The sequence below is a fragment of the Sphingobium yanoikuyae genome, from assembly GCF_013001025.1.
GTDB classification, from domain to species: Bacteria; Pseudomonadota; Alphaproteobacteria; order Sphingomonadales; family Sphingomonadaceae; genus Sphingobium; species Sphingobium yanoikuyae_A.
The window spans coordinates 3196848-3221422 of the sequence record NZ_CP053021.1; the positions used below are offsets into that span (position 1 = coordinate 3196848).

A 24575-nucleotide genomic window follows, 5' to 3' on the forward strand; every position below is an offset into this window, starting at 1 on the left:
ACCGTATGCCACGCGTATTCTATGCCGCGCATCATACGCTTCCCATGAGCATCAGATTCTCAGGCTGATTGGACCGGGTTCGGGCGCTGATCATAAGTAGGATCATGGACGCCCATGATCCCCTTCACATGCTCGCTGGCACAGGCTGCGACTGGTCCACCGTCGACGGCTCCGACCAAGACCTCAACGATCGCAGCAACCTATCACGCGACGATTTGGCCGAACTGGGCCTCAGGCTTCCGCGCACCCCCTACTCTACCGCATGGTGGCAAACGACCGATGGGCAGGCAGAGCATCTGGACCAGCCCACCTTTACGTCATCGTTCAACAAAGTTCTTTGGTTCGCACTGCGCGGCCTTGAGGATCAGGCAAGCCTGACGAACGATCGGGCCGAACTGGCTCGCATCGAGGGCGAGCGGGATTATTGGCTAGGAAGAACGGAGACCGACCATATTACCGAGACGTTCCGCCTAGCCGATGATCAGGCAGCAAAAGTGGCCAATATTTGACCAGCGCTCCAACGCCTCAATTCCGCCACGCGATCGTAAGCTTGCTGAAGTTCGTGCGCTTTCGCGAGTTCGTCGATATGCACAAGGGCTTCAAGGTTTGAGACCAGCGCAGCGGTGCCCTGCATGTTTATGGTCGCAGCGTTGTTCGCCGTCGTTCCGTAATCGATATCGACGCCGATGATGCAATTTGCTCCCAAAGCCATTGCCTTTTCAACAAGGATGGAGCGGGCTGCGGCCTCTCCCTTGTTGACCTTGTGGCTCATGCCCGACTTGACGTTCACCGCCCCAGTGAAATCAGAGAATCCCTGACTGAATTCGCTGAAAAATCCCGTTCCGACGGTCACATTTGCGGTGATCATCCCCTTGAAACGGACGTCAATCGATGCCGGAAGCCATGACATCGTGAACATGGGATAATCGACGATCCGCGCTTGGATCATCTCAAGCTGCTCAGAAATTTTGCGGTCGATAATGATGTAAGCGTCTTGGATCAGGCCGGGACCGCACTTTTCGCAGAGATCGGGATAATTGGCTTCGTGAATAAAATTTACATAGGCGACCGTTTCAGGTGACTTGCGGGGATTTGGAAGCTTGAAAGTGGAACCCGGCGTAATCGTCGCGTTACAATTCAGGCAAACGTCATTCATCACTGCCCCCATACCTTCTAATGTGCAAACATGCTTAAGCGGTTATTGTCACATCGAAAATGTTTATTTCGGAATATCGCGACCATGCCGCGCATAATGATAGAATCGGAGGCCGAACCACGTGATCGCCATCACGGCGCTGATTGCGGTCAAAATTGGCGTGATCGCACCAGCCCAAGACGCGAACGACATCAATATCGGTCCAGCGCCCGCAACGTGATCGACAACCGTCTTCCCGTGGCTAAACATCACAGCAGGTCGCCTGCGCTTTGCTCAATACCCATGGGTGCAAGGATGACATTTCTGATTTCCGTTGCACGGTCCGGCGCGACCAGCCCGAAGAGCGAAGCAATACCCAACATGACGGAAAGGTTCCGGCGATTGACGAGCGGCCAGACGCGCACGGCAATCTCGGTGAGAGCATGAAGGGCAGCCTTGGCCCAATTGATTGGCTTGGTAGTCATGCTGGTATTTATGCCGATCCGCCCGAAAGGTAGGGCAAGACGAACTGAGTTAGGTTGACCGGCGGACCCATCCGGCTACGCTGATGGTGATCCCGGCGCGCACTCCTTATTCCCCCCCGAATTTTGGTGACGCCGGGATCACCTATCCAATGAGAAAAGGGTGGGTCGCAATGCCTTCTAGGAAATCGGAATATGCACGTATGCTCCGCCTCGCAGTGGACGAAGAAACGGCTGCCGATGAAGCCCAGAAACGCGGTGATGACATGATGCTGATTGATGCACACAGGAGTCGCGCAGCTTATTTTAAGCGGCAGGCCGACTTGCTTCGAACCGATGCAACGGATTAGTTATCAAGTCGACGGGTCGATCAAGGCAGTCATGATTCCATACATCGAAGTAATGGCATCGATCGCCTGATCCCGGGATTCTTCCCAGTCCCTCCCGTCACGCGCAATGCCCTTTGCCACTTCCTCAATGATCCGCTCATCACGACTATCGAGCGCGGTGCGCAGTATATATTCGGCCACCCTTGCCATCTTGAAGCTGCCGTCCACCTGCACACGCGTGCCATGCTGGTCGACCGAGCCATCGCCCAATTGGTGGCGCAGTTCGCGAACCGCTGCATCAACTACCTGCTGGCGAAAATCATCCATGGCTGATCCTCCGATGTTCGCCCGCCATTCAAACGGACCTGCATCGGAGGCGCAAGTCAGTCAGCGTCCCAAGCAGCGATGATACCGAACAGCCGCGCCCTTTCTTGCTCAAGCTGGATGTTGCTGCCGGTCAGGATCGAAACATGCTGGGCGATGATCTGCGCGGTCACATAGTCCAGTGCATCAGCGGTGTGAGCGTTGGCCGCATCAGCGGTTTCGGCCACCTTGGCCTGCATGGCTTCAATTGCGAGCAGGCTGGTTTCGACGATTTCTCTCTGCGTAAGATTTGGGTTCGAATAATTTGTCATGCATGTATTTAGGCGGGCACGCTTCCGCGCCCGCCCAATTCAGATGAAGGTCCATTTCAGCCGCAGATTGCTGAAGCTGAAATTGGTATAGCTGCCGCTGATCGTGCGCGTGTAATAGTCGCCCTGATTGACGATACCGGTATCGGTGCTTCCCTTGAACGCCACGACTTCGACAGTGACATTCCCTGTATAGGTGTCGCTTGCGGGTGCGTCGAAGACGGTAGTCATCGCCGATCCATACGCAAGCGAGCCGTAATTGGTTAGCAGATTACCCGACCACCCGGTGCTTGCGATGATATTGCCGTTCTTCTTCAACAGGACATTTATGCCGCCGTCGTTCGCATAGTCGGTGTAGAGCGGCTTGCCATTATATGTCGTGGTCGACCGGCCACTGGAATATGTGAAGCCCACCGTCCCTTCGAGCACATAGCTGCCGTTACCCATCGTTTCGCCCAACGGCGACGAATAGAGCGTGCCAGTTGAGTTGCTCGGCGAAATGCTGACCGGCCCAAGACGCTTCACAAAGCGACTCAACGCCAACGCTTCAGGGTTCACAGTGCCAGTGATTAGCGCGTTTCCAGTCACGCGAAGGTCGCCCACGATGTCAACGCCCCCGTCCCCATTAGCATCGGCAACCAAGCGCATTTGCGCGCGACCATCACCCGCGACCGCCTGCACCTGCCAATAGGCGGTCGTCCGCCCTTGGAGATCAGATACTGCACCCATCGTTTGACTGACGTTGGACTCAGCAGCCTGAAGGCGCGTTTCGTGGGAGGCGATAGCCGCGTTGGCGGTCGCGACCGTGTTCTGCGTGGTGGAAATGCTGGCCGACATGTTGGACAAGACCGCCCCTGCCCGCCCCGGCGCATAACGTGCGGGTGTAGGCGCATCAGCGTAGGTTTCGCGAACTTGCGGACGACAGAACCAAGCCCAGCTATCGGTCTGTCCAGACAGGGTCGGGAATTTCCGCAGGATCAGGTTGGCGCGAACTGCATTTGCCGGAGCCTGCGCTTTGTAGCCGTAGTTGGTCCAATCCTGAATCTTGTTGCCGCCCGTGCCCGGCGTAAATTGGCCTGTCGACGGCGCGGCACCAGCGGAACCGTTGCCGTCCACCCATTGAAAATAAACCTGCACGGTGCAGCGGTGTGCTGCTGCCAAACCACTAACGTCATACCATTGGTTCGGCTTGACGTTGATTACCTGCGTCCACTCTGCGTAACCGCTGCTGCCATTGTTGGGCTGGACGATCGAGAGCGTATGTTCACCGGTCAGCACCCATTCTGCGCTGGGCTGCGAGCGCCCATGTGTGGCGACCATTCCGACCGAATTATTGGCCCAACCGCTAGTGTCCGGCACGATTTCGGTATTGACCAGCAGGTTTCCACCGGCTGTGGAATAGGTAGCCGCCAATGATGCGCTAGTGGATGCCGCTGACGCCTGACTGCTCGCTGTCGAAGCTGACCCTGCCGCCGCTGATGCACTAGACGATGCTTCACCGGCTTTGGTCGATGCGGTGATCGCGCTGTAGCTGGCCGATGCTGCGGACGATCCAGCCGCAGACGAACTGGTCGAGGCGCTAGAGGCACTTGCCGCCGCAGCGTTCGCAGAATTCGAGGCATTGCTGGCTTGCGTAGCGGCGGTATTGGCCGAGCCGCTTGCCGACGACGCCCGTTGCGCGGCCAGTGTGGCTTCATAGAGCGCGTTGCTGTAGCTAGTTGACGCCGCCGCCGCCGACGCTGCCGCCGCGACCTCAGATGTGACATCGCGGAAGTCGATCGACTGGACGTAATAGACTCCCTGCGATTCCAGTCGTAGCAGCGGTCGAACCCAAGTGCAGCCCTGATCGATCAGGGTGTTCGCATCAATATCAAGAACGTGGGTGGCGAAATTTGACCAGCCCCACCCGACATTACCGGGTGCGATAGAGGCATAGAAGTTAATGTTGTTCCACTGGTTGTTGTCCGGCTTCAAACCGATCGCGAAAAGGCTGGCATTGACTGCCACATCGCCATTCTGCTGGCCGACGAGACACCATTTCACGCTCATTCGGTATTTGTGATCGCGCACCAACGCGACACGGCCTTTCGACGCGATATGTGGGACGAATGTTGGATTGTTGGTGATTTCCATCACCCTGCCGTGGGTCGAATGGTCGAAAGCCCGAACGCGGCTGTCACCACTCCAGTCGGAGGTTCCGTTCGAATAGTCCCAAGTCCAGTTTTTGAGATCGCCAAAAGTGTTCGGCATTATCGCCTGCGCCACGCTGGACGCGGTTACCGAGGCGCTCTGAGCCGCATTGGCTGATTGACTAGCTTCGCTCGCCTTCGTGCTGGCGGTGGAAGCTGAACCGGCCGCAGCACTTGCGCTGCTGCCGCTATTGGCTGCCGATTGTGCTGCCAGACCTGCTTGTTGGCTGGCAGTGTTGGCACTGCCAGCGGCATTTGACGCGCTGGTTGAGGCTTGCGAGGCCGAAGTGGATGCTTCGCCTGCCTTCGTAGCAGCCGTTGTTGCACTGGACTGGGCCGATGAAGCTGACGATCCCGCCGAAGACTGGCTCGCGGATGCCTGCGATGCGCTATTGGCTGCGGCATTCGCCGATCCTGCCGCGCTAGTGCTTTCGGTGATATCCTCGATGCGGATGTATGCATAATCGACCGAGACCGTGGAAGACGCAGCCAAGAGGCGCAGCAAGCAACGGATGCTGGATGCGCCCGACGCAATCATAGCGTTGGTCGTGGATGCCGGGACTGTACCGGCCAGTTCGACCCATTCATTGAGTGCTGTGAAGGTGTAGGTGGACCTGACAGTGCCATTGCCGGTTGAACCGCCAGCGCTCGTGACGCCGATCCTATAAAGCTGAAGCTGGGCAAAAACCGATCCGGTCTGCTGGCGGACCTTGGCAGTGAGGCGATAAACGCGATCCGCTTGAAGCGGCATCATTCCAATATTGCCGACGTCGGTCTGGGCAGTCGCGGTGACGCGCATTGATCGACCGACATCGCTGTTATTCACGAACGAGAAGGTCGCATTTGCGGTTATCGAGTTCAGATTGGCCGGTAGACCGCCGAAGCCCTGCTGCCAGAATTTGCCATCTTGCTGGAAATCCGCTGGCATCTGAGAAGCCGCGCTGAGCTTGGCCGAAACTTCGGACGAGTTTGCAGCGGTCGCGCTATTGCTGGCGTTGGTCGAGGATGACGACGCGCTCGACGCGCTGTTCGCTGCCGACGTCGCACTATTGGATGCTTCGTTGGCCTTGGTCGATGCCGTGTTCGCGGACTGGGTTGCGCTGTTCGCGCTATTGCCCGCGTTGGTGGCGGAGGTGCCTGCCGACGATGCACTGGAAGCTGCCGCTGATGCGCTGGCCGCTGCACCATTTGCCGAAGCTAGAGCAGCTTCGCGCTCAGTAACGTCGGTGATACGAATTTCACCAACACGGAAGACCAGCGATCCCGAAGTCTCTGATGAGTTTAGACGCACGCCAGCGCGAAATAGCACGACATCGGCTGGGATAGTGGTCACGCCGGAGATGCTATCAAGGGAGAACTTGCCAGTTAGGACATTGACAGAACCTGTTGCTGAATAGTTGCCTATAGTGCCTGATCTATAATTGGATGCCGCTGTTCCGAAGCCGGAAAGCATCGTTCCCAACGCTAGGTTGAAACTAACCGCGCCATCGCTCTGGGTGATCTTGAGTGATACTGAGACTTCATAGATACGACCGGGTTTTGGTGCGATCACGCCTTTGGTCAGGATATTATTGCCTGCGCCAGCCCAGTTGCTGAATTCCAACGACGGACCCATGTCGGGATCGATTACAGCCGTTCCGACAATGTCGGCCAAGCTCGTCGGATTTCCTACGCGCTGGTTGGTCCAGTGCTTTGCGCCTTCGTCAAAACTTGATGGCAAAATGGGCGATGCGACGTAGAGAGCGCCTAACGTGCTGTTATAGGTCGAGTTCGCAGACACCGCCGACGCTGCTGCGGAAGTCGCAGCATTGCCTGCTTCCGTGGCCCGCGTAGTCGCGGTCGATGCCGAACCAGACGCAGCCGTAGCGCTGTTACCCGCGTTCGTGGCGCTGGTGGCGGCATTAGTGGCCGACGACGCGGCAGCATTTCTCGAACCTAGTGCATCGCTGGCGCTCGTCGCCGCCTGAGTGGCGCTGGTGCTGGCTTCACCGGCCTTCGTGGTCGCCGTGTTGGCCTGTGTGGTCGCGGTGGATGCAGACTGGCTTGCTTCCGTAGCTTTCGAGCTAGCAGTGGACGCCGAAGTCGCTGCGGCAGTAGCCGAGTTGCCCGCGTTCGTTGCCGATGTCGCAGCGGCTGTCTGAGACGTTTTCGCCGCATTTTCGGCCCCCTTAGCGTTTGTCTCGCTCGTCGCCGCATTTGTGGCAGAAGTGGATGCTTTACCGGCCTGTGTCGTGGCAGTGGTGGCGCTGGTCTGGGCAGCAGATGCGGAAGTGCCCGCATCGGTGGCACTTGTGGCTGCGGCGCTGGCGGAAGTGGAAGCTGCATTTGCGTACGCTGCGGATGCTTCGCGCTCGGTCACGTCGAGCAAGCGAATTTCACCAACAACCAGCGTCAGCCCGGTTTCTGATGAGTTCAGACGAAGGCCGGGGCGGATATATTTGGTATTGGATGGAAGCGAGGCTATGCCAGTGCCGCCGCCGATCGCGAACTTGGCGGTGAAGGTCTGGACAACATCGGTGACAGTGACACTGGACGAGCCACCCGAAGCGAATGCCGCTATCGATCCATCTGTCCCGACATAGTTTTCAGCCATAGTTCCGACGATCGTGTTTAAGCTGACCGAACCGTCGGAAGCCGTAACCTTGAAGCGAACAGTGACTTCATAGATGCGGCCGATCGAGACAGCGACCGCGCCTTTGCTCAGGATATTCGTTCCGGCAGAGGTCCAATCGGAGAACTGTAGCGCCTGCCCGAAATCCGCATCCGCAATGGGAGTGCCAGCTACAGTGACCAGATTTGCAGGAGCGCCATTGCGCACACGGGTCCAGTGCTTTGTGCCTTCCTCGAACGAGAACGGCAGCAATGGTTGATTGTAGATCGTGTTGAGCAGGTCGTTATAGGTGGACGAGGCGGATACATTGCTGGCCTGTGCAGCAGTCGCCGAATTTCCCGCTTCCGATGCTTTCGTGGTCGCCGTTGTGGCACTACCGACCGCAGCGGTCGCACTGTTGCTGGCGTTCGTCGCGTAAGTTTGCGCATTATTCCGCGCCGTCTCCGCAGCCCCTTGTGCCGCGACAGCCGCATTCTTCGCTGCGGTAGAGTTCGCAAAGGCGGCTTCAGCGTCGGCCTTTGCCGTCTGTGCGGCAGTCTTGGCCACCTGCGCATTGGTGTTTGCCGTGCCTGCATTGGTCGCCGCCGTCAGTGCCTGCGACCGCGCCGCTTCCGCAGCCGTCTTGGCCGCGACTGCATCATTCTCAGCCTGTTCGGCCGCAGATTTGGCCGTAGCGGCATTATCGCTGGCAGTCTGTGACGTGCCTGCCGATGCCTGTGCAGCGTCGGCCGCGATCTGAGCAGCGTTTGCGCTGGCGGCTGCTGTTGCAGTCGAGCCATATGTTTCAACAAGGTCATCAATCGCAGCATTGGCATTATTGACGGCAACCGAAATATCGCGAGTTCGAATGATCTGGCCATCGCTTCCCGTGATGGCGTCGACCACGTTTTCGGCGGGCTGACTGCCAACGTAGGTGCCGTCCGGCGCGCCAACGGTCGCCCCATCTTCAGGCTTCCCATCGCCAACGATGACGCCGGAATTCCAGTCAATTGACTGGTCACCTGCCGTGCCGCTCAGCAGCAGCCGATCACTCGTGACACCCAGCACCGTCCGATAGCTGACCGCAACATCATAGGCGGTGTTGCGGGTGACAGCCGTAATTTCGATCTGGCGCGTATGCTTGGCGAAGGAACCCCAGTTGGTCCATTCGGTCGAGCCAGTAGGCCGATACTCAATGAGGATCGCCGCCGTATTGGGATCATCATTTTCACCGCTGACGACCAGCGCCGGGATGACGACACCATCATCCGCCGTAATCGTAGTCGAGGTAATGGACCACGCATTGGCGTTCGGCGCGCCCGGTTCAGCAGGATTATAACCGTCGAGAGCGGGTGACGGCGGTGCGACCTGCGTCTGCCCCAATGCGAACGGATGCTTGGCGTCCGTTTCGCTCTTGAGACCCAGCACGACCGACCAATCGGCCGGATTGAATTCGCGCGACACAACCAGACACTTCTGACTGTTCGCATTAATCTCAGGCAGATTGACCGTGATGGCTTCGCCGACCTTGGCGTTGAGCATACGGATACCAGCTGTGACCCGCATTGTGAGGAATTCGCGGCCGTTGCACAATTCGTAGACCGCAAGCTGGTGCGCCTGCTTGGCCTGCTGAACCAGCGGATATTCAACCTCTATGGTCTTGGTTTCTCCGCCGTCTTCCTCGACATAAACGCTGGAGGAGACCGCCTGACCGGCGACGACTTCCCATAGCTGGCTCTCCTCTCGATAGGACGGAACGACGGTATTCGAGCGGTCGCGCCATGACGTGCTGTTCTGGACCTCTACTTCGCCAATGACGTCGGCCGATGTCAGGGTGAGGGTGGAAACCTTCGGCGCATTGACCATGCAACTGATCTGCGCACCACGCGCGATCGGGACGCCGCCGCCGCTTTCCAGCAGCGTGCCCAGCACGGCCATTTTGTCATCTGAGGAGACGACAACGCCACCGACCTTCCAGCCATTGGCATCAGCAATGTTGGCACCAGCCACGAAGGCGGCAACATCGACCTCCTCCCACTTTGCGCCGATGCCATAGACCTTCTGGCCGTTATACTGGCGGCCCAGCGTCCAATCGAGCGCACAGAGATATGGATTCTCGCTGAATTCCCACGTCAGGTGATTTGCGCGACGATGCGAACCAGACCCACCGGGGAAAGTGCTGTCTTTACGCGGGTCATAGACCTTGATGCCGCTGACCACCCAGAGTGACTTCGGCATCCCCTGCGGGAATTGATCGCTATCATATTCGAGCAACTGGATAGCGTGCGCGATGCCCGACAGCTTGCCCGGCGACTTCGGCAGCCCACCGCCCGCAGCCTGATCGATGGTCTGAGGCGCAGGGGTTTCGCCGCGCTGGTAGCGCATGCGGAATTTGCCACGGTAAAGCTTGGAGTCAGCGTAACCAGCGGTGTTGTAAACTGCCGCGTGCGGATCGCCGTAGAAGGATAGCGGCCGATCGTTGGCTATATAGCTGTTGATGCCGAGAATGGGACCGATCGACAGTGCAGCGACGATGGCCGCATATTTATTCTTGCTGCCATACGTCTCTTTGTAAATCGCGTATCCACCAGTGGCGCTGCGACCGTAGAGGACCGGGACAGGTGCCTTTGGATCAAGTTTGGTATCTAGCTGACCGCCCGAACTCGCAGGTTTCGGCGTCTTCATGGTCAACGCTGACACGGCCATAAGGGCTACACCAGTCACCGTGAGGACCGCGCCCCACGACACGGCCATCGCACCGATCATGAAGGCGGTTCCAAGCCCGATGGCGGTGGCAGCCGAACCAACTGCGACGAATGCGGCTGCGGCAAAGGGGATCGCTGCGGGCATTAGATGACCCTCCAAGCGATCGTGCAAACAGACAGCGGGCCATATTCGGCCGTGGGACCACTGCCCGCGACATCAGCAAACCCAAGGATGCGATCACCACCGCAATGGATGCCAAGCGCTGTCCAAGGTTTTTCGTCCGTTCCACCGGGGAAACCAACAATGTCACCGACAAGCGCGGACGCAGGCGCGATGCGCTCGAACCCGTGGCCGTCGACCAGTTCTTCCATTGACGAAACGGACAGGGCCGAGAGCGCGCGCCGCGCGCCCCGTTCGGTCTTGTAATTGGGGGCTTCGGCAAGGCGAGAAGTCAGGCCCAGAGCCTCGACATGGCGGCCCGCCAGTTGGCCGCAATCGGCGGTCCCCCACTGGAAATCTACATGAAGGAAGTCATCAATAGTCTTCTGGGTGGCAGCCACACGGTCAATCAAGGTCATCGATTATTTAGCATCGCGGCGATATTGGCCCACCCGCCAGTGGGCGTTCGGACAGCCGCAGCGGTGGGTGCTGCAATCCCCCAGAAAATGTCGCCCTGCGCGTCGATATTGAAGTCTAACCCGGTTTCGCCCGGCCAGATGCGCTTGTGCCAATTGCCGTTGAGGCGCGCGCCTTCCTCAGCAACGAACAAGCGGTCAAAGGCGCTAACCGTCTCGATTTCGACAAGCTGGGCGTTTTCGCCAATCTGGGTGCGCACGAAATCCAGACGGCCGACCCAAAGCAGTTCGGGCACACCAATCACCGTCCCGGTCATCTCATTGACGACACCGAACCAGACGCGGACGGGCGAGCCTTGATGTTTTGGATTGGCCAGTTCTGCCGTGGCCGTTGCCGAAGGCGGCATAATGGAAAATGTGAAGCGCGGCGCGTCCGACGCTACCGTATCCTCGAAGCTCTTGGCCGTCGCAAGTGCCCCATATATCGCGTCGTCGCCATCGAAGGTGACGGTCGCGCCATCAACCGGGAAGCTGACTTCGCCCGATCCATCTATCAGGTTGATGACACTATCATTGGTCAGCTTGATCTGGATTGCGACAAAGGACCGAACGAACGACTGGTCGAGCGCGGAATTCAGAGAGGCGTCCATTACTGGGCCTCCACAATCGTGAAATCGATTCCGACGTTGAGGGCAAAGCCAAGCGTGAAGCCGCGCTCGGTCCCTTCCAGAAATCCTTCGATCTTGGGGTTGGCGAAATCGAGAACTTCACCACCCACCAGTGCCACTTTGAGCGCGGGCTGAAACGTCAGGGTCGTGCCGCTGACCGCTGTGATCTGGTGGAGGTAATTGACGCCATTTTTGCTGACGCTGAAAAACTGGCCAACGAACTTCGCCGCGCCACCGCCCGAATGCACCAGTGTTTTGCCATTCGCCGCGCCGACCACCGCGCCGGTCGAATAGGCCGCCAGATTGAGACCTGCTTGCCGAACGACACAGATGACCTTGTCGCTGAGACCAGCATTGAGGATAGCTATCAGGGGACCGGCCTGATCCACCCTCATTGGCTGGCACTGGACCTTATAAAGCCAGCGGTCGCCCTTGCGGGCTATGCGCTTGGTCGGGCCACCCAAATATGGCGTTTGATCAACCGATGACGATCGTAATATAATCTCAGTCGTGAGATAGCGCGGAATTGTTGGGATGGTGACTGCCATCCCATATTTATGTTATTTCCGAACTAGCCGGTTTCGCTGCGCGTCCGTTTGACCACGTCCGATCTTACGTTCGACCGCAACCATCGTTTGCGCCTGCGATTGATCGATCCACGATTTGACCGTTTCAGTCAGAACCGAGTCATTCGCGTTGACTGTTGTATTGTAATAATTGTTGTTGGTGGTGCTCGCAGCCCCTAACCCGCCCGACAATGCATTGCGCAACAGGTTGTTCGGCGCAATCTGGGTGCCTGCGGGAAGGTAAGCCAATTCTGGACCATTTTCGCCGACCATGCTCAAGCCGCCCGCAAAGCGATCGGTGCCTTTCGCGTTTCGCGCGATCGGAGTGGACGAACTCATACCAAGCGACGCCCGACCCAGCCCCGGCACACCGAACGCCATGCCGATCGCTTCGAAGATCGCGAACCGGATCGCCATCTCGATAAGCTGCGCGATGACAGCCTTCGCCATATCACCAAAGGCTTCCTTGAAGGATTTCGCTCCCATCACGGCGTCGGTCAGGCCGCGCGATATGTTGTCGATCGCGCCAGCAGCAATGTTGCCAAGCTGCTCATTCAACGTCCCAAATGATTTCGCATAATCGTCGATCTGACCGGCGATGGTTGTCGGACGGTCATGCTGTTGATCGCGGTCAAGAGACGTGCGTTCACCCGCTTTCTGAGCTTCTCGATTGGCTTCCGCATCACGACGCAGACGGTCAATAACCTCTTTGGTCCAACCGGCCTTTTCGCGGTCGAGGGCAAGCTGATCCTGCTGAAGCCTGAACGCCGCGTCTTCTGCCGCCTGCTTTTTCGCAAGGGCGCTGCGTTCCATCGCATGACGCTTGCGGGTGTCGCGCTCATATCGTGCGGCTTCGGTGAGATTGTCCGCCTCGATCCGCGCCGCCTCATTGGCAAGGTCAGCCCCGGCCTGCGCCTGTTCGCGGGCACGCTGATCGACCTCCAGTTTTCGTTCAGCCTCAGCGTTGGCGACCTTCTGCTGATAGGTGGCTTCGATGGTCGCTTTGACCTTGGCCGCATCGGCGTCCTTGATAGATTTTTCACCGACCTGCTTTTCTAGCTGGCGCAGTTTTTCATCACGCTCGGCAGCCAAGGCTTCCAGCGCATATTTGTGACGTTCATCGGCAGTTTGCGCGGATGCGGCCAGTGCATCACGATATTCGCGCTCGGCTGCGGCGACTGCATCATCACCGCGATCCTTGGGCGCAGTCTTGGCTTTTCCGGGCTTTTTGCTACCGTCGACCGCCGCCGCGACCGGCTTTGGTGCAAATTCTAGCGCATTCTGGCCGCGCACCTTCCCATATTCGTCGAGCGCCCAGTTTCGGTTCTGCCAAGCAGTGTGGGCTGTCTGATACTCGTCGGACCTCTTCCACTCCTCCTCACGCCGCGCGTAAGAGCCGGAAGTCTCGCCACGAGCATGACGCGGGCGCACAGCTTCGGCCGAGCCCTTTGCTTTCAGGAAATCGTCGTTGGCCTTGACCCACTGCTGCGCCGACATTTCGACCGCTGCGCGCTTTGCCTCCACCGCAAGGCGACCATATTCTGTCGCCAAGAGCGAAACCTGATTAGTTAGCTTCGCAGTGCGCTCCAACTGCGACCGCTGGGCAGCCGACATATTATCGGTGGCGACCTTGGCCTTGCTTTCGGCGGCCTCAGCCTCCTCGCGCTTTTTTGTGACCGTGTCGATCGACCGGCTCAGCGCCTCTGTTTCTAGCGCGGCATTCACCGACGACGTCCCGAGGTAGGCAATGGCGGCACCGATCGCCATGATGGCAATGCCGATGGGACCGCCCATCATAGCAAGGGCTGCCGCCAGACCGCGCGATGCGACGGTTGCGGCGGCCGAAGCGCGGGACACATTATAGATGGCCGCCGTGCGAGTGATGAGGGCAGCGGTATCGGCAATCGATGCGGCGGTGCTACGAACCGTGGCCACCGAACCAGCGACAATGAGGGCTGACGCCCGTCCCAGCGCAGGAACGAAAGTTGCGGCATAGAGCGCGCCGACGACCGCAATGGATTGGGCTAGAACGCCAAGGTTCTGCGACAGAGTGCCGACCGCCTGACCGATCCGCTCGGTCACACCATAGGCGGCATCAGTTTCACCCACGAATTTCGTGAAGGCGGTATGCAAATTGGTCATCGCCTGCGCGACCGTTAGCGGTGCCTTGGCGGCCTGCGCCTCAAGGCTGGCCGATCCTTTGAGGAAGCTGTCGAAGAATTCCTTGGACGACAGCTTGCCGTCGAGCATCGCCGCGCGCAGCTTGGCGACCGAACCGCTATATTTCTCATTACCGCGCGCAACGGCTTCAAGGATCGGGCGCGCGCCTTCGTTGATCGAGTTGAATTCTTCTGCATGGACCACGCCACCGGCCAACGCCTGCGACATCTGCAACAAAGCGCCGGATGCAGATGCCGCGTCGCCGCCCTGCACACGAAGTGCGGCAGTCACACCATTAGAAAATTTGAGAAGCTGGGACTGGCTTGCGCCCAACTCACCGGCCGACTGCGACAAGCGGGAATACAGGGTGCCAAGGGGTTCGATCGCAACGCCATTGGCAATGGCGCTTTCGTAAAGCTGGTCTTGGACAACCTTAAGGTTGTTGCCCTCTACACCAGCAACTTTCAGGCTGTTGGTGAACCGGGTCCACGTTTCCGCCGCCTGTAGGGCTTCATGCCCCGCAAACAGGCCAGCGATAGTAGCGGACATCGCGCGAAGCTGAGGCCCCATCGCTCCGATCTGGCGCTGCAACCCAGACAGGATCGCGTTGTTGTTCCACGCGCTTTCGGCAGCCTTTGCTGCGCGCTTGTGCGCATCGGCCATCTGCTGTGCCGCGCGGCTGTTGATCCGGGTAAGACGTTGAAGTTCGCGCTCTAAATCGCGCATATTGGCGCGGAAGCGGACTTCCATCGCGTTGTTTGATCCTGCCATCGACTATTTAGTCAGGTGGCAGAATCACCAGCTATTCAGCCTGCTGCGCCAACTTCAGGAACGCCGCTTTTGCCTCCTCCTCGGTGGGCGCTTCGAGGCGCTGTTCCTCGGTGGTATTGGCTTTGATCCAGCCCCGGATCGCTGCTTGATATTCCCATAAGACCAGCGACTTGGCTTCCTGTGGTCCGATGCCGATCGCTGTGCAGCTACCGATGATGTCGCCCCAGTCGATCAATCCATCGCTGGGGCCATCGCTTCCCCCTCATCGTCGTCGCCCTCCATATCGAGGCCGAACAGCGAGGCGGACAGGATCGATCCGGCAAGGATCGCATATTCGTGGTAGTAGCCGGGTATGATGACCCGGTTGACGAGGTCGAAGGCTTCCTTGGCGTGCATACCACCGCCGATCAGTCCCAGCCTGACGACCTCGACCACTTCTTGGATTATCCACTCGCCACGCACAAAACGATTGAACAGCGCGCTGGGACCGGCTGCCGTCTTTTCCTGAAGCGCGATCAGTTCATCAATCCGCAAGCAAAGGTCAAAATAGCCTTCGCCCACGAACTGATTGACCAGACGGGCTGATCGAACCGCCTCCATTATACAGTGGCCGTAACCGTGACAGCACCGGCCTGCTCAAAGGTCATCGTGCATTCGACCATCTCAACACGGTCACCGGTAATCTGAAACGAGGTCAGAATGTAAGGGCCGGTGATGGTTGCACCGGGTCCGGTGAACTTGAGGTTCGTGACCTTGCCGGTCGCGACCATGTCCATATATTCTTTGAGCGAAGAGGTGTGCAGCATACCGGCCGCGTCGATCTTGCTGTCGGTTGACTGGGCAATACGGACAGTGGTGGCGGGCAGCGCCTGATTGGTGGCGTCGACGACTTCAGCGCTCGCAGCGTTGACCGTCATGGTGATGCCACGGGTGGTGTTGATCAACGCAGGATGTGCGAAAACTTCAGTGGGGGTCGCGCCATTGCCAACCTGAACGGTATACTGGTAACCGCGAGCGGTAGTAATTGCAGCCATATTTGATTAAAAACTCCAAACAATTGTTCGGAGTTATTTATTCAACCGACCAATTATGTCGGTTGCAGCAGATAGAGAAACTCAAGCGTTGCACGCTTGGTCATCCCATCAGGCTCAGTCGAAAAGATCGTCTGGATATAATGACTTTCGCACGTCATGTAGCCCGAGACCGGCAGGTCGATGGCAAGCGCTTTCATGACCTTGGCCGCGAGCACTTTCACCTTGGGTGCAGTGCGGTCAAAAACATGGACGTTGACTGTGCAGGCAAAGAATTCACCCGCGCCGAATTCCGCTTCGATCAGGTCGTCGCCGATCTTGATGAAAGGTAGCGACTGACCCTGCGGCACTTCATGGAGAACGGGTGCATCCACGGCTGCGCTGGTCGCCATGAAAACGGATCGCTGGAGCGGAATGGATGGATCGCGAGCCATCACATACCCACCGCGTTTCGGATCAGTTTACGCAGCGCACGAACCAGCGCCTTGCGATGCTTGCGAACAACCAGTTTCTTCGAAGGCTGCCAGACATGTGCGCCTTCGATCCACTGGCCGTTGAGCGTGTGGCCGAATTCCAGCGCTGCCGAATATGGAAGCTGATCGTTACCAATGGCGACGATATGCTCAGCATATTTGGCATCGCCCAACGTGTGTCCGATGGTGTCGGCAATATGTGGGCCTTCGTCCGAGCGAGGCATATTGCGGCGCACGGTCCGTTCGAATTCATCGGCCGACTTCTTGTTCACGCTGGCCGCAGCATCGTGCATTTGCGCGGGTAGACGCCGCAGGTCATCGGCGAACTGGCGCATATCGATATCGAGGGACCACATGTTAGCCATTGGTCACCTCCCCCGCTGTGCAAGCCAGCAGCAGGAAGGATTTGCGGCCATCCTCCAGTGATCCCACCCATTTGATGTTGTAGGTCTGACCAGTCCGGGCATCGACGGCGATGTCAGCCGAGGTGATCGCCAGTGTGTCGTTGGCGCGACGCATGAGGATGTCGGCTGGCGCAAGGCCGCTCAACCGCTGAGACTGGACGCTTTCGCCGCCGCGTGTCTGGACGATGCGCGCAGGCTGATCGACCAGCAGGTCAACCCAGCTATCTTCACAGCCACCCATGTTGTCTGAGACACTGGATCGGCGACGGATGGTCACACGATCACCCAGCGCTCCCGCCCCCGGCGCGCGCCAAGCCATCGCTTAGGCGTCCTCTTGCTCGCCGATGGGCGGGAGCATTTCGTGGGGGTCATCCAGTTCGGCCGCACCAGCCTCAACAGCGCGGATGGCACATTCATAGTCGACCTCACCCGCGTAACCCGCGAGATATGCGATCGTTTTGTAATCGGTTTCGCGATAATCGAAATCGCGCAGGAATTTCACTGTCATCGGATATTTAGTCAAAAACCGGCATGGCGCTGGAGGATCGACGCTACAGCCATCGGAATTTCCTTGATGGCCGCTTCCGACGTCGCCTCCCGATGCATGTAATAATGGCCGACCAGCAGGCGGATCACATGCTTGAGGTCGGCGGGAACGTCATCGGGTGTCAGGTAGCCTGCGGTGAATTCGATTTTTACTGGCGCATTCCAGCCTGCGACTTTTGTATCGAAGATGATCCGCGCCGGGCGCTGATCCGTGTCGAGATGGTAGGAATCCGGTTCGATGATGATCCCACTGGTCCATCCATCGGGGTAGACTGTGACAGACTGGACTGACTGGACCGGGTGCAGCGGCAGGGTGATCACGCTATCGAGACGGTCGAGCGACAATCGCCACTGTTGGGGCAAGAGGGCCAGTCCGATACCATTCGGACCATCGATCGCTTCCGCAGCAACATCGATCAGGACTTCGATCAGCGTGTCCTCATCGCTGTGGGCAATATTGAGGTGGCGCTTGACGTCGTCGACGGTCAAAACGGGGATCGTGGGGGCAGCGATACGCTTGAGTTTGGTCCAATTCATGGACGTATTTATGATCAAACGTCGATCAACGTCCCCATAAGTGCCGATTGATTAGACGCCATAGTGAAGATAAAAGTCACACAAATTTCGAGAGGTGCAATCAGCATGTTCAGAGCCAAGACCGTGCTAGTAATCGGCGCAGGCGCGAGCGTCGAAGTAGGGCTCCCAATGGGCGCGGATCTGCTGAAAAGGATAACGCGACTGCTTGACATCAAGTTCGAGCACTTCAGGCAATCCTCAGGCGACGAACTACTTTTAGAAGCCATAAAATTTTGCATGCAAGAAGTTAGGGAATTCCCCAAGACAAATGAACACCTTAAAGCTGGAAGGCAGTTAATCATATCAGCGGCGCAAGCGATATCGATTGACAATGTGATTGACGCACTCGAAGACCCTAAAATTGAATTGGTCGGCAAACTCGGAATTGTGCGATCAATCCTCTTAGCAGAAGAGGGTAGCTCTAATTTCAAAGTAAATGATCATCGTAAAGATTTAATTGACTTGGGTCGTTTTTCTGAGACGTGGTATAGCAGCCTCACAAAGCTACTTACTGAAAATGTTCGCAAGAGTGAAGTCGACGGAATTTTCAAGAACCTTGAAATCATAAATTTCAATTATGATCGTTGCCTAGAACATTATCTTCCGATCTCGCTGTCCGCCTATTACGGCCTTGATGTCTCAGCGATCCGCGAGATTATGCCGACGTTGAAGATTCACAGACCCTATGGCGTCGCGGGCAGGCTTCCATGGCAACAGGGGGATGCGCCTAGCATAGAGTTTGGAAGCAGTTCCCCCGACCTACTGGCAGCGGTCGCACAACAAGTTCGCACCTTCACGGAACGTGTGGAAGAGGGAGATGAACTTGCGGCGATGCGCGCTTCGATAGGCAATGCTGATCGTATCGTATTTCTGGGTTTTGCCTTTCATCGGCAGAATGTCGAACTGATCGCACAAAAGGTGCAGGATCACTGTGAAATTGTCGCGACAGCATTTCAGATATCGCCTAGCGACAAATCTGTCATCGAAGATGAATTGGCAAAAGCATTCGAGCATGAGTTTGTGATGCATGATACCCGAATTAAGCTGGCGGACATGACCTGCGCTCAATTCTTTCAGCAGTATTGGCGAACCCTCACCGCCGATAAAGGCGATCATGAGCCGTTCAATCCAGCGGATTCATTTCGAAGAGAGCCGCTCATGCCGACTTTTCCCAGCTTTGGCCGTTAACGATAGGGGCGGTTTCCCGCCCCTTCTCATTCTGCCTTGGCCTTTTTGACCGCCTTTTCCTTGCTCAGGGCGATCGTTGCGCGTTCCTCGACCGGTTCAGCATATCCGGCTGCAATGAGCCGGACAGCATCTTCGCCGGTGATGGTGTCGCCGATTTCCCGATGAGGGTCACCAGCGAGCGCCACCAGCAATCTGGCTTTCATTAGGCCTGAACCAGAACCTTGATGGCGCTGGGGTCCATCACCTTGCCGTCGATACGCGCGAAGCCGACGAAACCGACCTGATCGCTATCGGCATAGCGTTCGTCGAGACGCTTGATCGAAAGGCCACCGGCCATACGGGCGGTATACTTCGAGAAGTCACCACCGAGGACGGTGCGCTTGCCAGTGGCAAGAGTGGCTTCCATGTCGTTGTTGATGAAGTAAGGACGACCGACAATGGTTTCCGCGATCGGCCCGTTCGCCGGGGTCCAGACATAGCGGCCTTCACCATCCTTCAACTTGCGCAGCACCTTGAGGACATCGTCATGGAACATGAAGGCGAAGTTGCCACGATAGGCAGGATCGATCGAGTGATAGAGGTCAATCAGTTCATCATAGGTGATACCGTTGGTGGCGGCAGCAGTCTTACCGACCGAAGCGCCGGTCACGATGCCCTGCGGCTGAGCAGTGCCGGTGCCCGTGGTAAGCAGTTCGTTAATTCCACGCCCGAAACGCTCGCCGATCGCCTGCCCAACGAACTGGGTGATGTTAATCGCGCTGTCTGCGATCAGTTCGCTCGAAACCTTGAAAACGCCGCTCGTCAGCTTGTAAGCGCCAAGGCTGATCTGGCCAAATGTCACGTCACTATCTGCGGCCTGCGTGTTTTCTGCGATCAGGGTCGCCTTGTTCGCGGTGTCGTTGTTGGTCGCGAAATTCAGCGGGTTACCGGACTCGGTCATCAGATAGTTGACCGGGCCACCGACGTTGAGCGGACCATAGGCCTTCATGGTTTCGATCAGGGTCGATGACAGGTCGGTCGGGACGGTGAAACCACCGGCGGCATTGGTCGCAACACCAGCGGCGCGGACCTCAGCAGACGAAACCACGCCGCGCAGATACTCATTGAAGATACCGGCGCGGACATCCTCTTCCGATAGACCACCGGAACGGGCTTCGACCTCAACGGACTGGGACGGAATTTCGGTGGCGATGGCCGACCATTCACGGCTGCGGGCTTCCGCGCCTGCCATGCGCTCCGCGCGTGCGGCGAACGCATCAGCGTCGTCCATCATACGGTCAAATTCGGCTTCCTTTTCACCACGATTTTCGTCGGTGACAGTATTGAGCAGAGCGCGTGCCTGATTGGCAATTTCATCCGACTTCAGACGAAGTTCATTTGCATTCATTTTATAAGAATTCTCCAAACAATTTGTTCGGAGTTATTTATGCAAACGCCATTATAGGCCGCGCCGACCGAGCCTGAACAACAGATACCGCTTCACCAATTCCGTCGAAACATCGCCTTCCTTGAAGGGCTCAGCGACCTTTTGACTTGAACGCCAATCATCCAGACTGCGAAGAGCCGCTTCAGTCGAGGGATAAGCCGGGTTGATCACCAAACTGATTTCGCTGAGGTCGACGTCAATCAGGCTGCGGACGATGATGTCGCCATCACGCTTTTCCCAACGATCTTCGCGGACGCGGAAGCCGAAGCTGACCTGAAGATCGCCATCCTCAAGGGCGCTACGCTGCTGGTCAGTGAACCGATCGACCGACAGGTCGAAGGTCAGGCCGCGCGCATCCTCACCCAGCACCAGCTTGCCTGATCGGGTAGACCCCAGCGGCAATGAAGTGTCGTGCGCCCACAGCGCATAGATGTTGCGGGTGCCAGCGGCGACTTCGGCCAGCGATCTGGCGAACGCGCCGGGTTCGATGCGTTCGATAAAGCCACCAAGATCAAGGCTGTCGCTGTTGAACATGGCGGCATAGCCATATCCGCGCTTCTGTTCGGCGGTGGCTTCACGAAGTTCAAAGTCGGTCAGCGCCATATGGCGGGTTTCATTCTGCATTTTCATTATCCTCCACAGGATTGGTTTCATCCTGCGTGGCAGGCTGTTGGTGTTCGGGCTGGGTTTGAGCCGCCTCGGATGCTGCGGTGTCGGGCTGAGCCTTGAGGCGCACAGTCGCGCCTTGGATCATCAATTCGTCGCCACCCTCCAGCGGTGGACGATTGTCGAGCGCGCGCGCCTCGTTTGGGGTGATCAAAGCGGTGTTGACCGCCATAGCCAGCCCCGTCATCCGCGAGGTAAAATCGCCACGTTGGAGGCCATCAAGGTCGAATTCGACGAAGCTGTTGCTGTTCTTTTTGCCGAACAGCTTGGCGTTCATTTCCTGCTCGATCAGTTCAACCAGCGGGACGATGGTGTGCTGCGCGAAATTGAGGTTTTGCTGTTCGACGTTGGAATATGTCCCGGTCGACAGGTCGTGCAGCATGGCGGGCGCGATATTGAGGATTCGCGCCACTTCACCGATTTGGAACTGGCGCAGTTCCAGCAGTTGCTGGTCGCGGGCATTGACGCCGATGGGCGTTAGGCTGAAACCGGTGGGAAGCGGCAGCACCTTATTGGCATGACGCTTATTTGCCGCGATGATCGTGGAAATCTGTTCGCTGGCACGGGTGTTCGCTTCTGGGGAGGACGCAGCGGGCGTCTCCAACGCCAGCGGCGGCACGCCACCATTGACCAGCAGCGTCGAAGCGTAGCGTTCGGCAGCCAGCATCAGCCCGAACGTGTCGCGATGGACGACCAACGGCGATATGGTCGAGACGCCATCATCGGCCACCAGCAGGGTGAAATCGAGAATTTGGGTGTGACTATATGTGACACCGTCGATCGTGTAAGATCGTGACAGCCCACGGGCACTAATCTGCTGCCTGATCGTGACCTTGGACACTGGAACCGGGATCAGGCCAGTCGTGCGACCAGCGCCATCGGCGACGATGATCGACAGGAAGCGACCATCCAGCAGCAGGCGGCTGACCAGCATTTTGCGGAAAGCATATGACGTATGGATGTCGTTGGGCCGATCGTGGATCACCCGATAGAGCGGATTGGCGCTGTCCTTCTCGGTGACCGCACCTTGGGTCTTGAACAGGTGGAACGGCAGATGAGCGATGGTGCCCGCGATCACGTTGACCGCCGCCCAAACGGCAGGGATCGACAGCGCCTTTTCGAACGTGATGGTTTCGCCGGTCAGTGATGAGGCGGTATTGAAAAACGCAGACCACGCGCTGGCATCAGTCAGCGAAACGCTCGGATTTTCTAGACTATGTGACCGACGCTCGGCTCCAAAAATGTTGAACAGCATATCGATATTTATGCTGGTCGATGAAATGCCGATCGCCGCCCGGTGAAGGCGCTATGAAGCCCACTTCAGGAGGTCGAAATCAGGGTCTTCGAACGGGTTATAGGCATCGGCTTTCGGGCGATTACGCGCCTTAAAACCCAGTCCCATCGCCAGTGCGACCGCACCATCGATGCGGAAGCGAGATGCGATCTTGTTGAACTTTCGTCCGTCTGCTTTGTCGCTCTCGACCTGCGCGTTCATCACATTGGCGGTCAGCAGCGGATGCCCGTCATGCTTGAGCGCGCCGGTGAGAATTTCGCGCTCAAAGGCTTCAATTGCGGGCGTCATATCCTTGAACCCCTGCCCCCATGCGACGATTTTCAGCCCGGTCTCATCTTTTTCGCCGTCGCGGTGAGAAGCAAACCCCATGTCATCAAAGATACGCAGCAGTTCGTCGGTGCCCCAGCGATCGAACACAAGGGCGCGGACATCATATTTGCCGCAAAGTTCGACGATCTTGGCTGCGACATCGCGTGGACTGACCACCCTGCCCGCCGAAAGGTTCAACTGTTTTTGGCTGGCATATAAGTCATAGCGCACGCGATCGCGGCGGACATGATCCTCCACTTCATCTCGCGGCTTCCAGAACCACGATTTCGTGCGGGTTTCATCGTGCGCACCACAGGTCACAGCCACCAGTGCGGTGAGGTCGACCTTTTTCGACATATCAAGCGCCAGATAGATCGGCTCACCATCAGCCAGTTCATATGACGCTTCACAGGCCTTCCAATCGGCGCGAGATATCAACGACGCCGTCAGGCTGATCCGTTGATTGAGATATCGGCGACGGAAATTGGATTCCTTGGCGGGCATGCGGATGGCTTCGGCAGCAGCTTCCTCTATCGGTTTCCACGATTTCCACGTCGCGAGCGCCGGGTTGGCCTTTAGCCATTGTTCGCGGTCATCGAGCGCGCACCCCTCTTCGGCGGCATAAAGGTGACAAACTATCTGGTCCGATTGCCCGCTGAGACCATCGTCGATCAGCTTGGAGAGTGGATGTTCGGGGTCGTGGTTCTGCGTGCTGATAACGACAGCCAGCGGCGATGCGACCGCCTGCTGGCCGTCATACATGGTGTTCCACAGGTCGTCATCGCGGGCTTCGCCGAACTCATCATAGACGAAGAATGTCGGACCAAGGCCATGCTTGGTGGCGCTGTCGGCGGAAAGGGCGCGGTATTTTGATCCACGCGCCTTGGTGTCCGTGCGTTTGACGAAGATGGTATTCTTGGAATCGGTGATCTGGAGCCAATGCTGAAGTTGCGGCTCCATTCGGATCATCTTGGCGCACATGTCGAAGATCACGCGGGCCTGTGATCGATCGACCGCACATGAGAAAACCTGTCCGTTCTGGACGCTTTCCGGGCCGATTAGGTGGCAAAGCAGCAGCCCAGCCACCGCATATGACTTCGCGTTTTTTCGGGCCACCGAAAGGACGGCCTTACGCACCACGCGCTGACCATCATCATATTCAGGTTCATAGATCGCGCGTATCCACGCGGCCAACCAAGGATCGACCGAGAAACGCTGTCCAACCGCGACCCCGTCGACCAGCGGCAGGCGGTTGAGAAAGGCGATGATCTTATCGGCGCGGGTCGGGTTTCGAAGGATGACCGGCGCGTCAGGCGCAAAACTCAATTGATGTCGAAGTCACCGGTATAAGCGTTGCGCCCGCTGTCCTCGCCTCCATTGATTTGCTGTCTGCTGACTGGGTCCAAGCCCAGTTTTGCGCCCAGTGTCACGATGAGGCGGGCGCTGTCGGCCTGCTCTTTGAACCAAGGGCTGATCTTCGTCTGACCAGTCGAACCGACGATTTCGTCAGCACCTTCCATGATCTTGCGCGTGGCCCGCTGGTGCGCGGCGACAGCCTCACAATAGGCGGCCAGCAAATGGCTGTCGGCGGTGGTGTAAACGCCATCCGGCATTGCCGTGACCAGCTTGGCCCAGATTTTCTTGGCTGCTGGTGTCATCACGGTTGGGCGAACAGGCCCGCCCGTAGGACGCGGCTCGGTCAGGTTCAGCGGTCGGTTACCCGGATTACCGCTAAGTAGCTTGATTTCGGTCGGTTTTGATGGTCGTGCCATCCAATATTTAGGCTAGGCGATGCTTTCCGATCCCAATTCGCTTGCGAAACGAAAATCGGCGCGCGAATGAGCTATTTTTTTGCGAGG

The 24575-nt window shown here is 57.7% G+C and carries 25 protein-coding genes; 2 read left to right on the top strand and 23 right to left on the bottom strand.

Annotation, left to right across the window (positions count from 1 at the left end):
• Nucleotides 1-104: 104 nt before the first annotated feature.
• Complete coding sequence (locus HH800_RS15530) at nt 105-509, top strand: hypothetical protein (protein ID WP_169861596.1); 405 nt, start codon at nt 105-107, stop codon at nt 507-509.
• Here HH800_RS15530 and HH800_RS15535 read toward each other — a convergent pair.
• From HH800_RS15535 to HH800_RS15615, 17 genes are all read right to left on the bottom strand, one after another.
• Nucleotides 482-1156 (bottom strand): heavy metal-binding domain-containing protein, encoded by a 675-nt coding sequence (locus tag HH800_RS15535; protein WP_169861597.1) that lies wholly within the window; start codon nt 1154-1156, stop codon nt 482-484. The genes HH800_RS15530 and HH800_RS15535 overlap by 28 nt on opposite strands.
• A gap of 248 nt (nt 1157-1404) precedes the next feature.
• Nucleotides 1405-1620: a hypothetical protein gene (locus HH800_RS15540; protein WP_048938327.1), complete on the bottom strand. Its 216-nt coding sequence runs from the start codon at nt 1618-1620 to the stop codon at nt 1405-1407.
• Nucleotides 1621-1970: 350 nt separating this feature from the next.
• The gene (locus HH800_RS15545) at nt 1971-2273 is read right to left on the bottom strand and encodes a hypothetical protein (RefSeq protein WP_137405423.1); all 303 of its coding nucleotides are present in this window, start codon (nt 2271-2273) and stop codon (nt 1971-1973) included.
• A 56-nt stretch (nt 2274-2329) separates the two neighbouring features.
• Complete coding sequence (locus HH800_RS15550; RefSeq protein WP_107917569.1) at nt 2330-2581, bottom strand: hypothetical protein; 252 nt, start codon at nt 2579-2581, stop codon at nt 2330-2332.
• A 39-nt stretch (nt 2582-2620) separates the two neighbouring features.
• The gene (locus HH800_RS15555) at nt 2621-10207 is read right to left on the bottom strand and encodes a hypothetical protein (RefSeq protein WP_169861598.1); all 7587 of its coding nucleotides are present in this window, start codon (nt 10205-10207) and stop codon (nt 2621-2623) included.
• Complete coding sequence (locus HH800_RS15560) at nt 10207-10641, bottom strand: DUF6950 family protein (RefSeq protein WP_169861599.1); 435 nt, start codon at nt 10639-10641, stop codon at nt 10207-10209. Before HH800_RS15560 ends, HH800_RS15555 begins: the two co-directional genes overlap by 1 nt.
• A complete protein-coding gene (locus tag HH800_RS15565) occupies nt 10638-11288 on the bottom strand; it encodes a hypothetical protein (protein ID WP_169861600.1) in 651 nt (216 codons plus the stop codon). Before HH800_RS15565 ends, HH800_RS15560 begins: the two co-directional genes overlap by 4 nt.
• Nucleotides 11288-11854 carry a hypothetical protein gene (locus HH800_RS15570; RefSeq protein ID WP_169861601.1) on the bottom strand — a complete coding sequence of 189 codons (567 nt, stop codon included), beginning with the start codon at nt 11852-11854 and terminating at the stop codon, nt 11288-11290. The genes HH800_RS15565 and HH800_RS15570 overlap by 1 nt, the downstream gene beginning before the upstream one ends.
• A 12-nt stretch (nt 11855-11866) precedes the next feature.
• Nucleotides 11867-14782, bottom strand: a complete 2916-nt coding sequence (locus HH800_RS15575) for a tape measure protein (RefSeq protein ID WP_169861602.1) — start codon at nt 14780-14782, stop codon at nt 11867-11869.
• Between the two features lie 52 nt (nt 14783-14834).
• A complete protein-coding gene (locus tag HH800_RS15580) occupies nt 14835-15038 on the bottom strand; it encodes a hypothetical protein (protein ID WP_169861603.1) in 204 nt (67 codons plus the stop codon).
• Nucleotides 15035-15403, bottom strand: a complete 369-nt coding sequence (locus tag HH800_RS15585) for a gene transfer agent family protein (protein WP_169861604.1) — start codon at nt 15401-15403, stop codon at nt 15035-15037. The genes HH800_RS15580 and HH800_RS15585 overlap by 4 nt, the downstream gene beginning before the upstream one ends.
• Nucleotides 15403-15837 carry a phage tail tube protein gene (locus tag HH800_RS15590; RefSeq protein ID WP_169861605.1) on the bottom strand — a complete coding sequence of 145 codons (435 nt, stop codon included), beginning with the start codon at nt 15835-15837 and terminating at the stop codon, nt 15403-15405. The genes HH800_RS15585 and HH800_RS15590 overlap by 1 nt, the downstream gene beginning before the upstream one ends.
• 53 nt (nt 15838-15890) lie before the next feature.
• A complete protein-coding gene (locus tag HH800_RS15595; protein ID WP_169861606.1) occupies nt 15891-16226 on the bottom strand; it encodes a hypothetical protein in 336 nt (111 codons plus the stop codon).
• 41 nt (nt 16227-16267) lie between these two features.
• Nucleotides 16268-16672: an HK97 gp10 family phage protein gene (locus HH800_RS15600; protein WP_169861607.1), complete on the bottom strand. Its 405-nt coding sequence runs from the start codon at nt 16670-16672 to the stop codon at nt 16268-16270.
• Complete coding sequence (locus tag HH800_RS15605) at nt 16665-17030, bottom strand: head-tail adaptor protein (protein ID WP_419248207.1); 366 nt, start codon at nt 17028-17030, stop codon at nt 16665-16667. Before HH800_RS15605 ends, HH800_RS15600 begins: the two co-directional genes overlap by 8 nt.
• A 3-nt stretch (nt 17031-17033) precedes the next feature.
• On the bottom strand, nt 17034-17219 hold the full coding sequence (locus HH800_RS15610) for a hypothetical protein (protein ID WP_169861609.1): 186 nt from the start codon (nt 17217-17219) through the stop codon (nt 17034-17036).
• Between the two features lie 11 nt (nt 17220-17230).
• Nucleotides 17231-17794 (bottom strand): head-tail connector protein, encoded by a 564-nt coding sequence (locus HH800_RS15615; protein ID WP_169861610.1) that lies wholly within the window; start codon nt 17792-17794, stop codon nt 17231-17233.
• A gap of 105 nt (nt 17795-17899) precedes the next feature.
• Between HH800_RS15615 and HH800_RS15620 the strand changes: the two genes are divergently transcribed.
• On the top strand, nt 17900-19021 hold the full coding sequence (locus HH800_RS15620) for a hypothetical protein (protein ID WP_169861611.1): 1122 nt from the start codon (nt 17900-17902) through the stop codon (nt 19019-19021).
• A 26-nt stretch (nt 19022-19047) separates the two neighbouring features.
• On the opposite strand, the gene HH800_RS15625 is transcribed toward HH800_RS15620, so the two are convergent.
• Genes HH800_RS15625 through HH800_RS15650 form a run of 6 tightly spaced genes read right to left on the bottom strand, consistent with a single transcriptional unit; the run spans nt 19048 to nt 24488 of the window.
• The gene (locus tag HH800_RS15625) at nt 19048-19212 is read right to left on the bottom strand and encodes a hypothetical protein (RefSeq protein ID WP_169861612.1); all 165 of its coding nucleotides are present in this window, start codon (nt 19210-19212) and stop codon (nt 19048-19050) included.
• Nucleotides 19213-19223: 11 nt separating this feature from the next.
• Nucleotides 19224-20408, bottom strand: a complete 1185-nt coding sequence (locus tag HH800_RS15630) for a phage major capsid protein (protein ID WP_169861613.1) — start codon at nt 20406-20408, stop codon at nt 19224-19226.
• A 51-nt stretch (nt 20409-20459) separates the two neighbouring features.
• Nucleotides 20460-21071: an HK97 family phage prohead protease gene (locus HH800_RS15635; protein WP_206379174.1), complete on the bottom strand. Its 612-nt coding sequence runs from the start codon at nt 21069-21071 to the stop codon at nt 20460-20462.
• Entirely contained in the window at nt 21061-22368 is a 1308-nt protein-coding gene (locus HH800_RS15640) for a phage portal protein (RefSeq protein WP_169861614.1), read from the bottom strand. The genes HH800_RS15635 and HH800_RS15640 overlap by 11 nt, the downstream gene beginning before the upstream one ends.
• Nucleotides 22369-22419: 51 nt before the next feature.
• Nucleotides 22420-24042: a terminase large subunit gene (locus HH800_RS15645; protein WP_169861615.1), complete on the bottom strand. Its 1623-nt coding sequence runs from the start codon at nt 24040-24042 to the stop codon at nt 22420-22422.
• Entirely contained in the window at nt 24039-24488 is a 450-nt protein-coding gene (locus HH800_RS15650; protein ID WP_169861616.1) for a P27 family phage terminase small subunit, read from the bottom strand. The genes HH800_RS15645 and HH800_RS15650 overlap by 4 nt, the downstream gene beginning before the upstream one ends.
• Nucleotides 24489-24575 lie beyond the last annotated feature (87 nt).

Bases quoted from the DNA above. Each gene is read 5' to 3' on its own strand.
- HH800_RS15585 (WP_169861604.1), bottom strand. From the start codon at position 15,403: ATGGAGGCGGTTCGATCAGCCCGTCTGGTCAATCAGTTCGTGGGCGAA.
- HH800_RS15555 (WP_169861598.1), bottom strand. From the start codon at position 10,207: ATGCCCGCAGCGATCCCCTTTGCCGCAGCCGCATTCGTCGCAGTTGGT.
- HH800_RS15535 (WP_169861597.1), bottom strand. From the start codon at position 1,156: ATGAATGACGTTTGCCTGAATTGTAACGCGACGATTACGCCGGGTTCC.
- HH800_RS15610 (WP_169861609.1), bottom strand. From the start codon at position 17,219: ATGACAGTGAAATTCCTGCGCGATTTCGATTATCGCGAAACCGATTAC.
- HH800_RS15545 (WP_137405423.1), bottom strand. From the start codon at position 2,273: ATGGATGATTTTCGCCAGCAGGTAGTTGATGCAGCGGTTCGCGAACTG.
- HH800_RS15595 (WP_169861606.1), bottom strand. From the start codon at position 16,226: ATGGCGACCAGCGCAGCCGTGGATGCACCCGTTCTCCATGAAGTGCCG.
- HH800_RS15650 (WP_169861616.1), bottom strand. From the start codon at position 24,488: ATGGCACGACCATCAAAACCGACCGAAATCAAGCTACTTAGCGGTAAT.
- HH800_RS15630 (WP_169861613.1), bottom strand. From the start codon at position 20,408: ATGAATGCAAATGAACTTCGTCTGAAGTCGGATGAAATTGCCAATCAG.
- HH800_RS15640 (WP_169861614.1), bottom strand. From the start codon at position 22,368: ATGCTGTTCAACATTTTTGGAGCCGAGCGTCGGTCACATAGTCTAGAA.
- HH800_RS15570 (WP_169861601.1), bottom strand. From the start codon at position 11,854: ATGGCAGTCACCATCCCAACAATTCCGCGCTATCTCACGACTGAGATT.
- HH800_RS15540 (WP_048938327.1), bottom strand. From the start codon at position 1,620: ATGACTACCAAGCCAATCAATTGGGCCAAGGCTGCCCTTCATGCTCTC.
- HH800_RS15620 (WP_169861611.1), top strand. From the start codon at position 17,900: ATGTTCAGAGCCAAGACCGTGCTAGTAATCGGCGCAGGCGCGAGCGTC.
- HH800_RS15530 (WP_169861596.1), top strand. From the start codon at position 105: ATGGACGCCCATGATCCCCTTCACATGCTCGCTGGCACAGGCTGCGAC.
- HH800_RS15560 (WP_169861599.1), bottom strand. From the start codon at position 10,641: ATGACCTTGATTGACCGTGTGGCTGCCACCCAGAAGACTATTGATGAC.
- HH800_RS15565 (WP_169861600.1), bottom strand. From the start codon at position 11,288: ATGGACGCCTCTCTGAATTCCGCGCTCGACCAGTCGTTCGTTCGGTCC.
- HH800_RS15615 (WP_169861610.1), bottom strand. From the start codon at position 17,794: ATGAATTGGACCAAACTCAAGCGTATCGCTGCCCCCACGATCCCCGTT.
- HH800_RS15575 (WP_169861602.1), bottom strand. From the start codon at position 14,782: ATGGAAGTCCGCTTCCGCGCCAATATGCGCGATTTAGAGCGCGAACTT.
- HH800_RS15590 (WP_169861605.1), bottom strand. From the start codon at position 15,837: ATGGCTGCAATTACTACCGCTCGCGGTTACCAGTATACCGTTCAGGTT.
- HH800_RS15605 (WP_419248207.1), bottom strand. From the start codon at position 17,030: ATGGCTTGGCGCGCGCCGGGGGCGGGAGCGCTGGGTGATCGTGTGACC.
- HH800_RS15550 (WP_107917569.1), bottom strand. From the start codon at position 2,581: ATGACAAATTATTCGAACCCAAATCTTACGCAGAGAGAAATCGTCGAA.
- HH800_RS15635 (WP_206379174.1), bottom strand. From the start codon at position 21,071: ATGCAGAATGAAACCCGCCATATGGCGCTGACCGACTTTGAACTTCGT.
- HH800_RS15600 (WP_169861607.1), bottom strand. From the start codon at position 16,672: ATGGCTAACATGTGGTCCCTCGATATCGATATGCGCCAGTTCGCCGAT.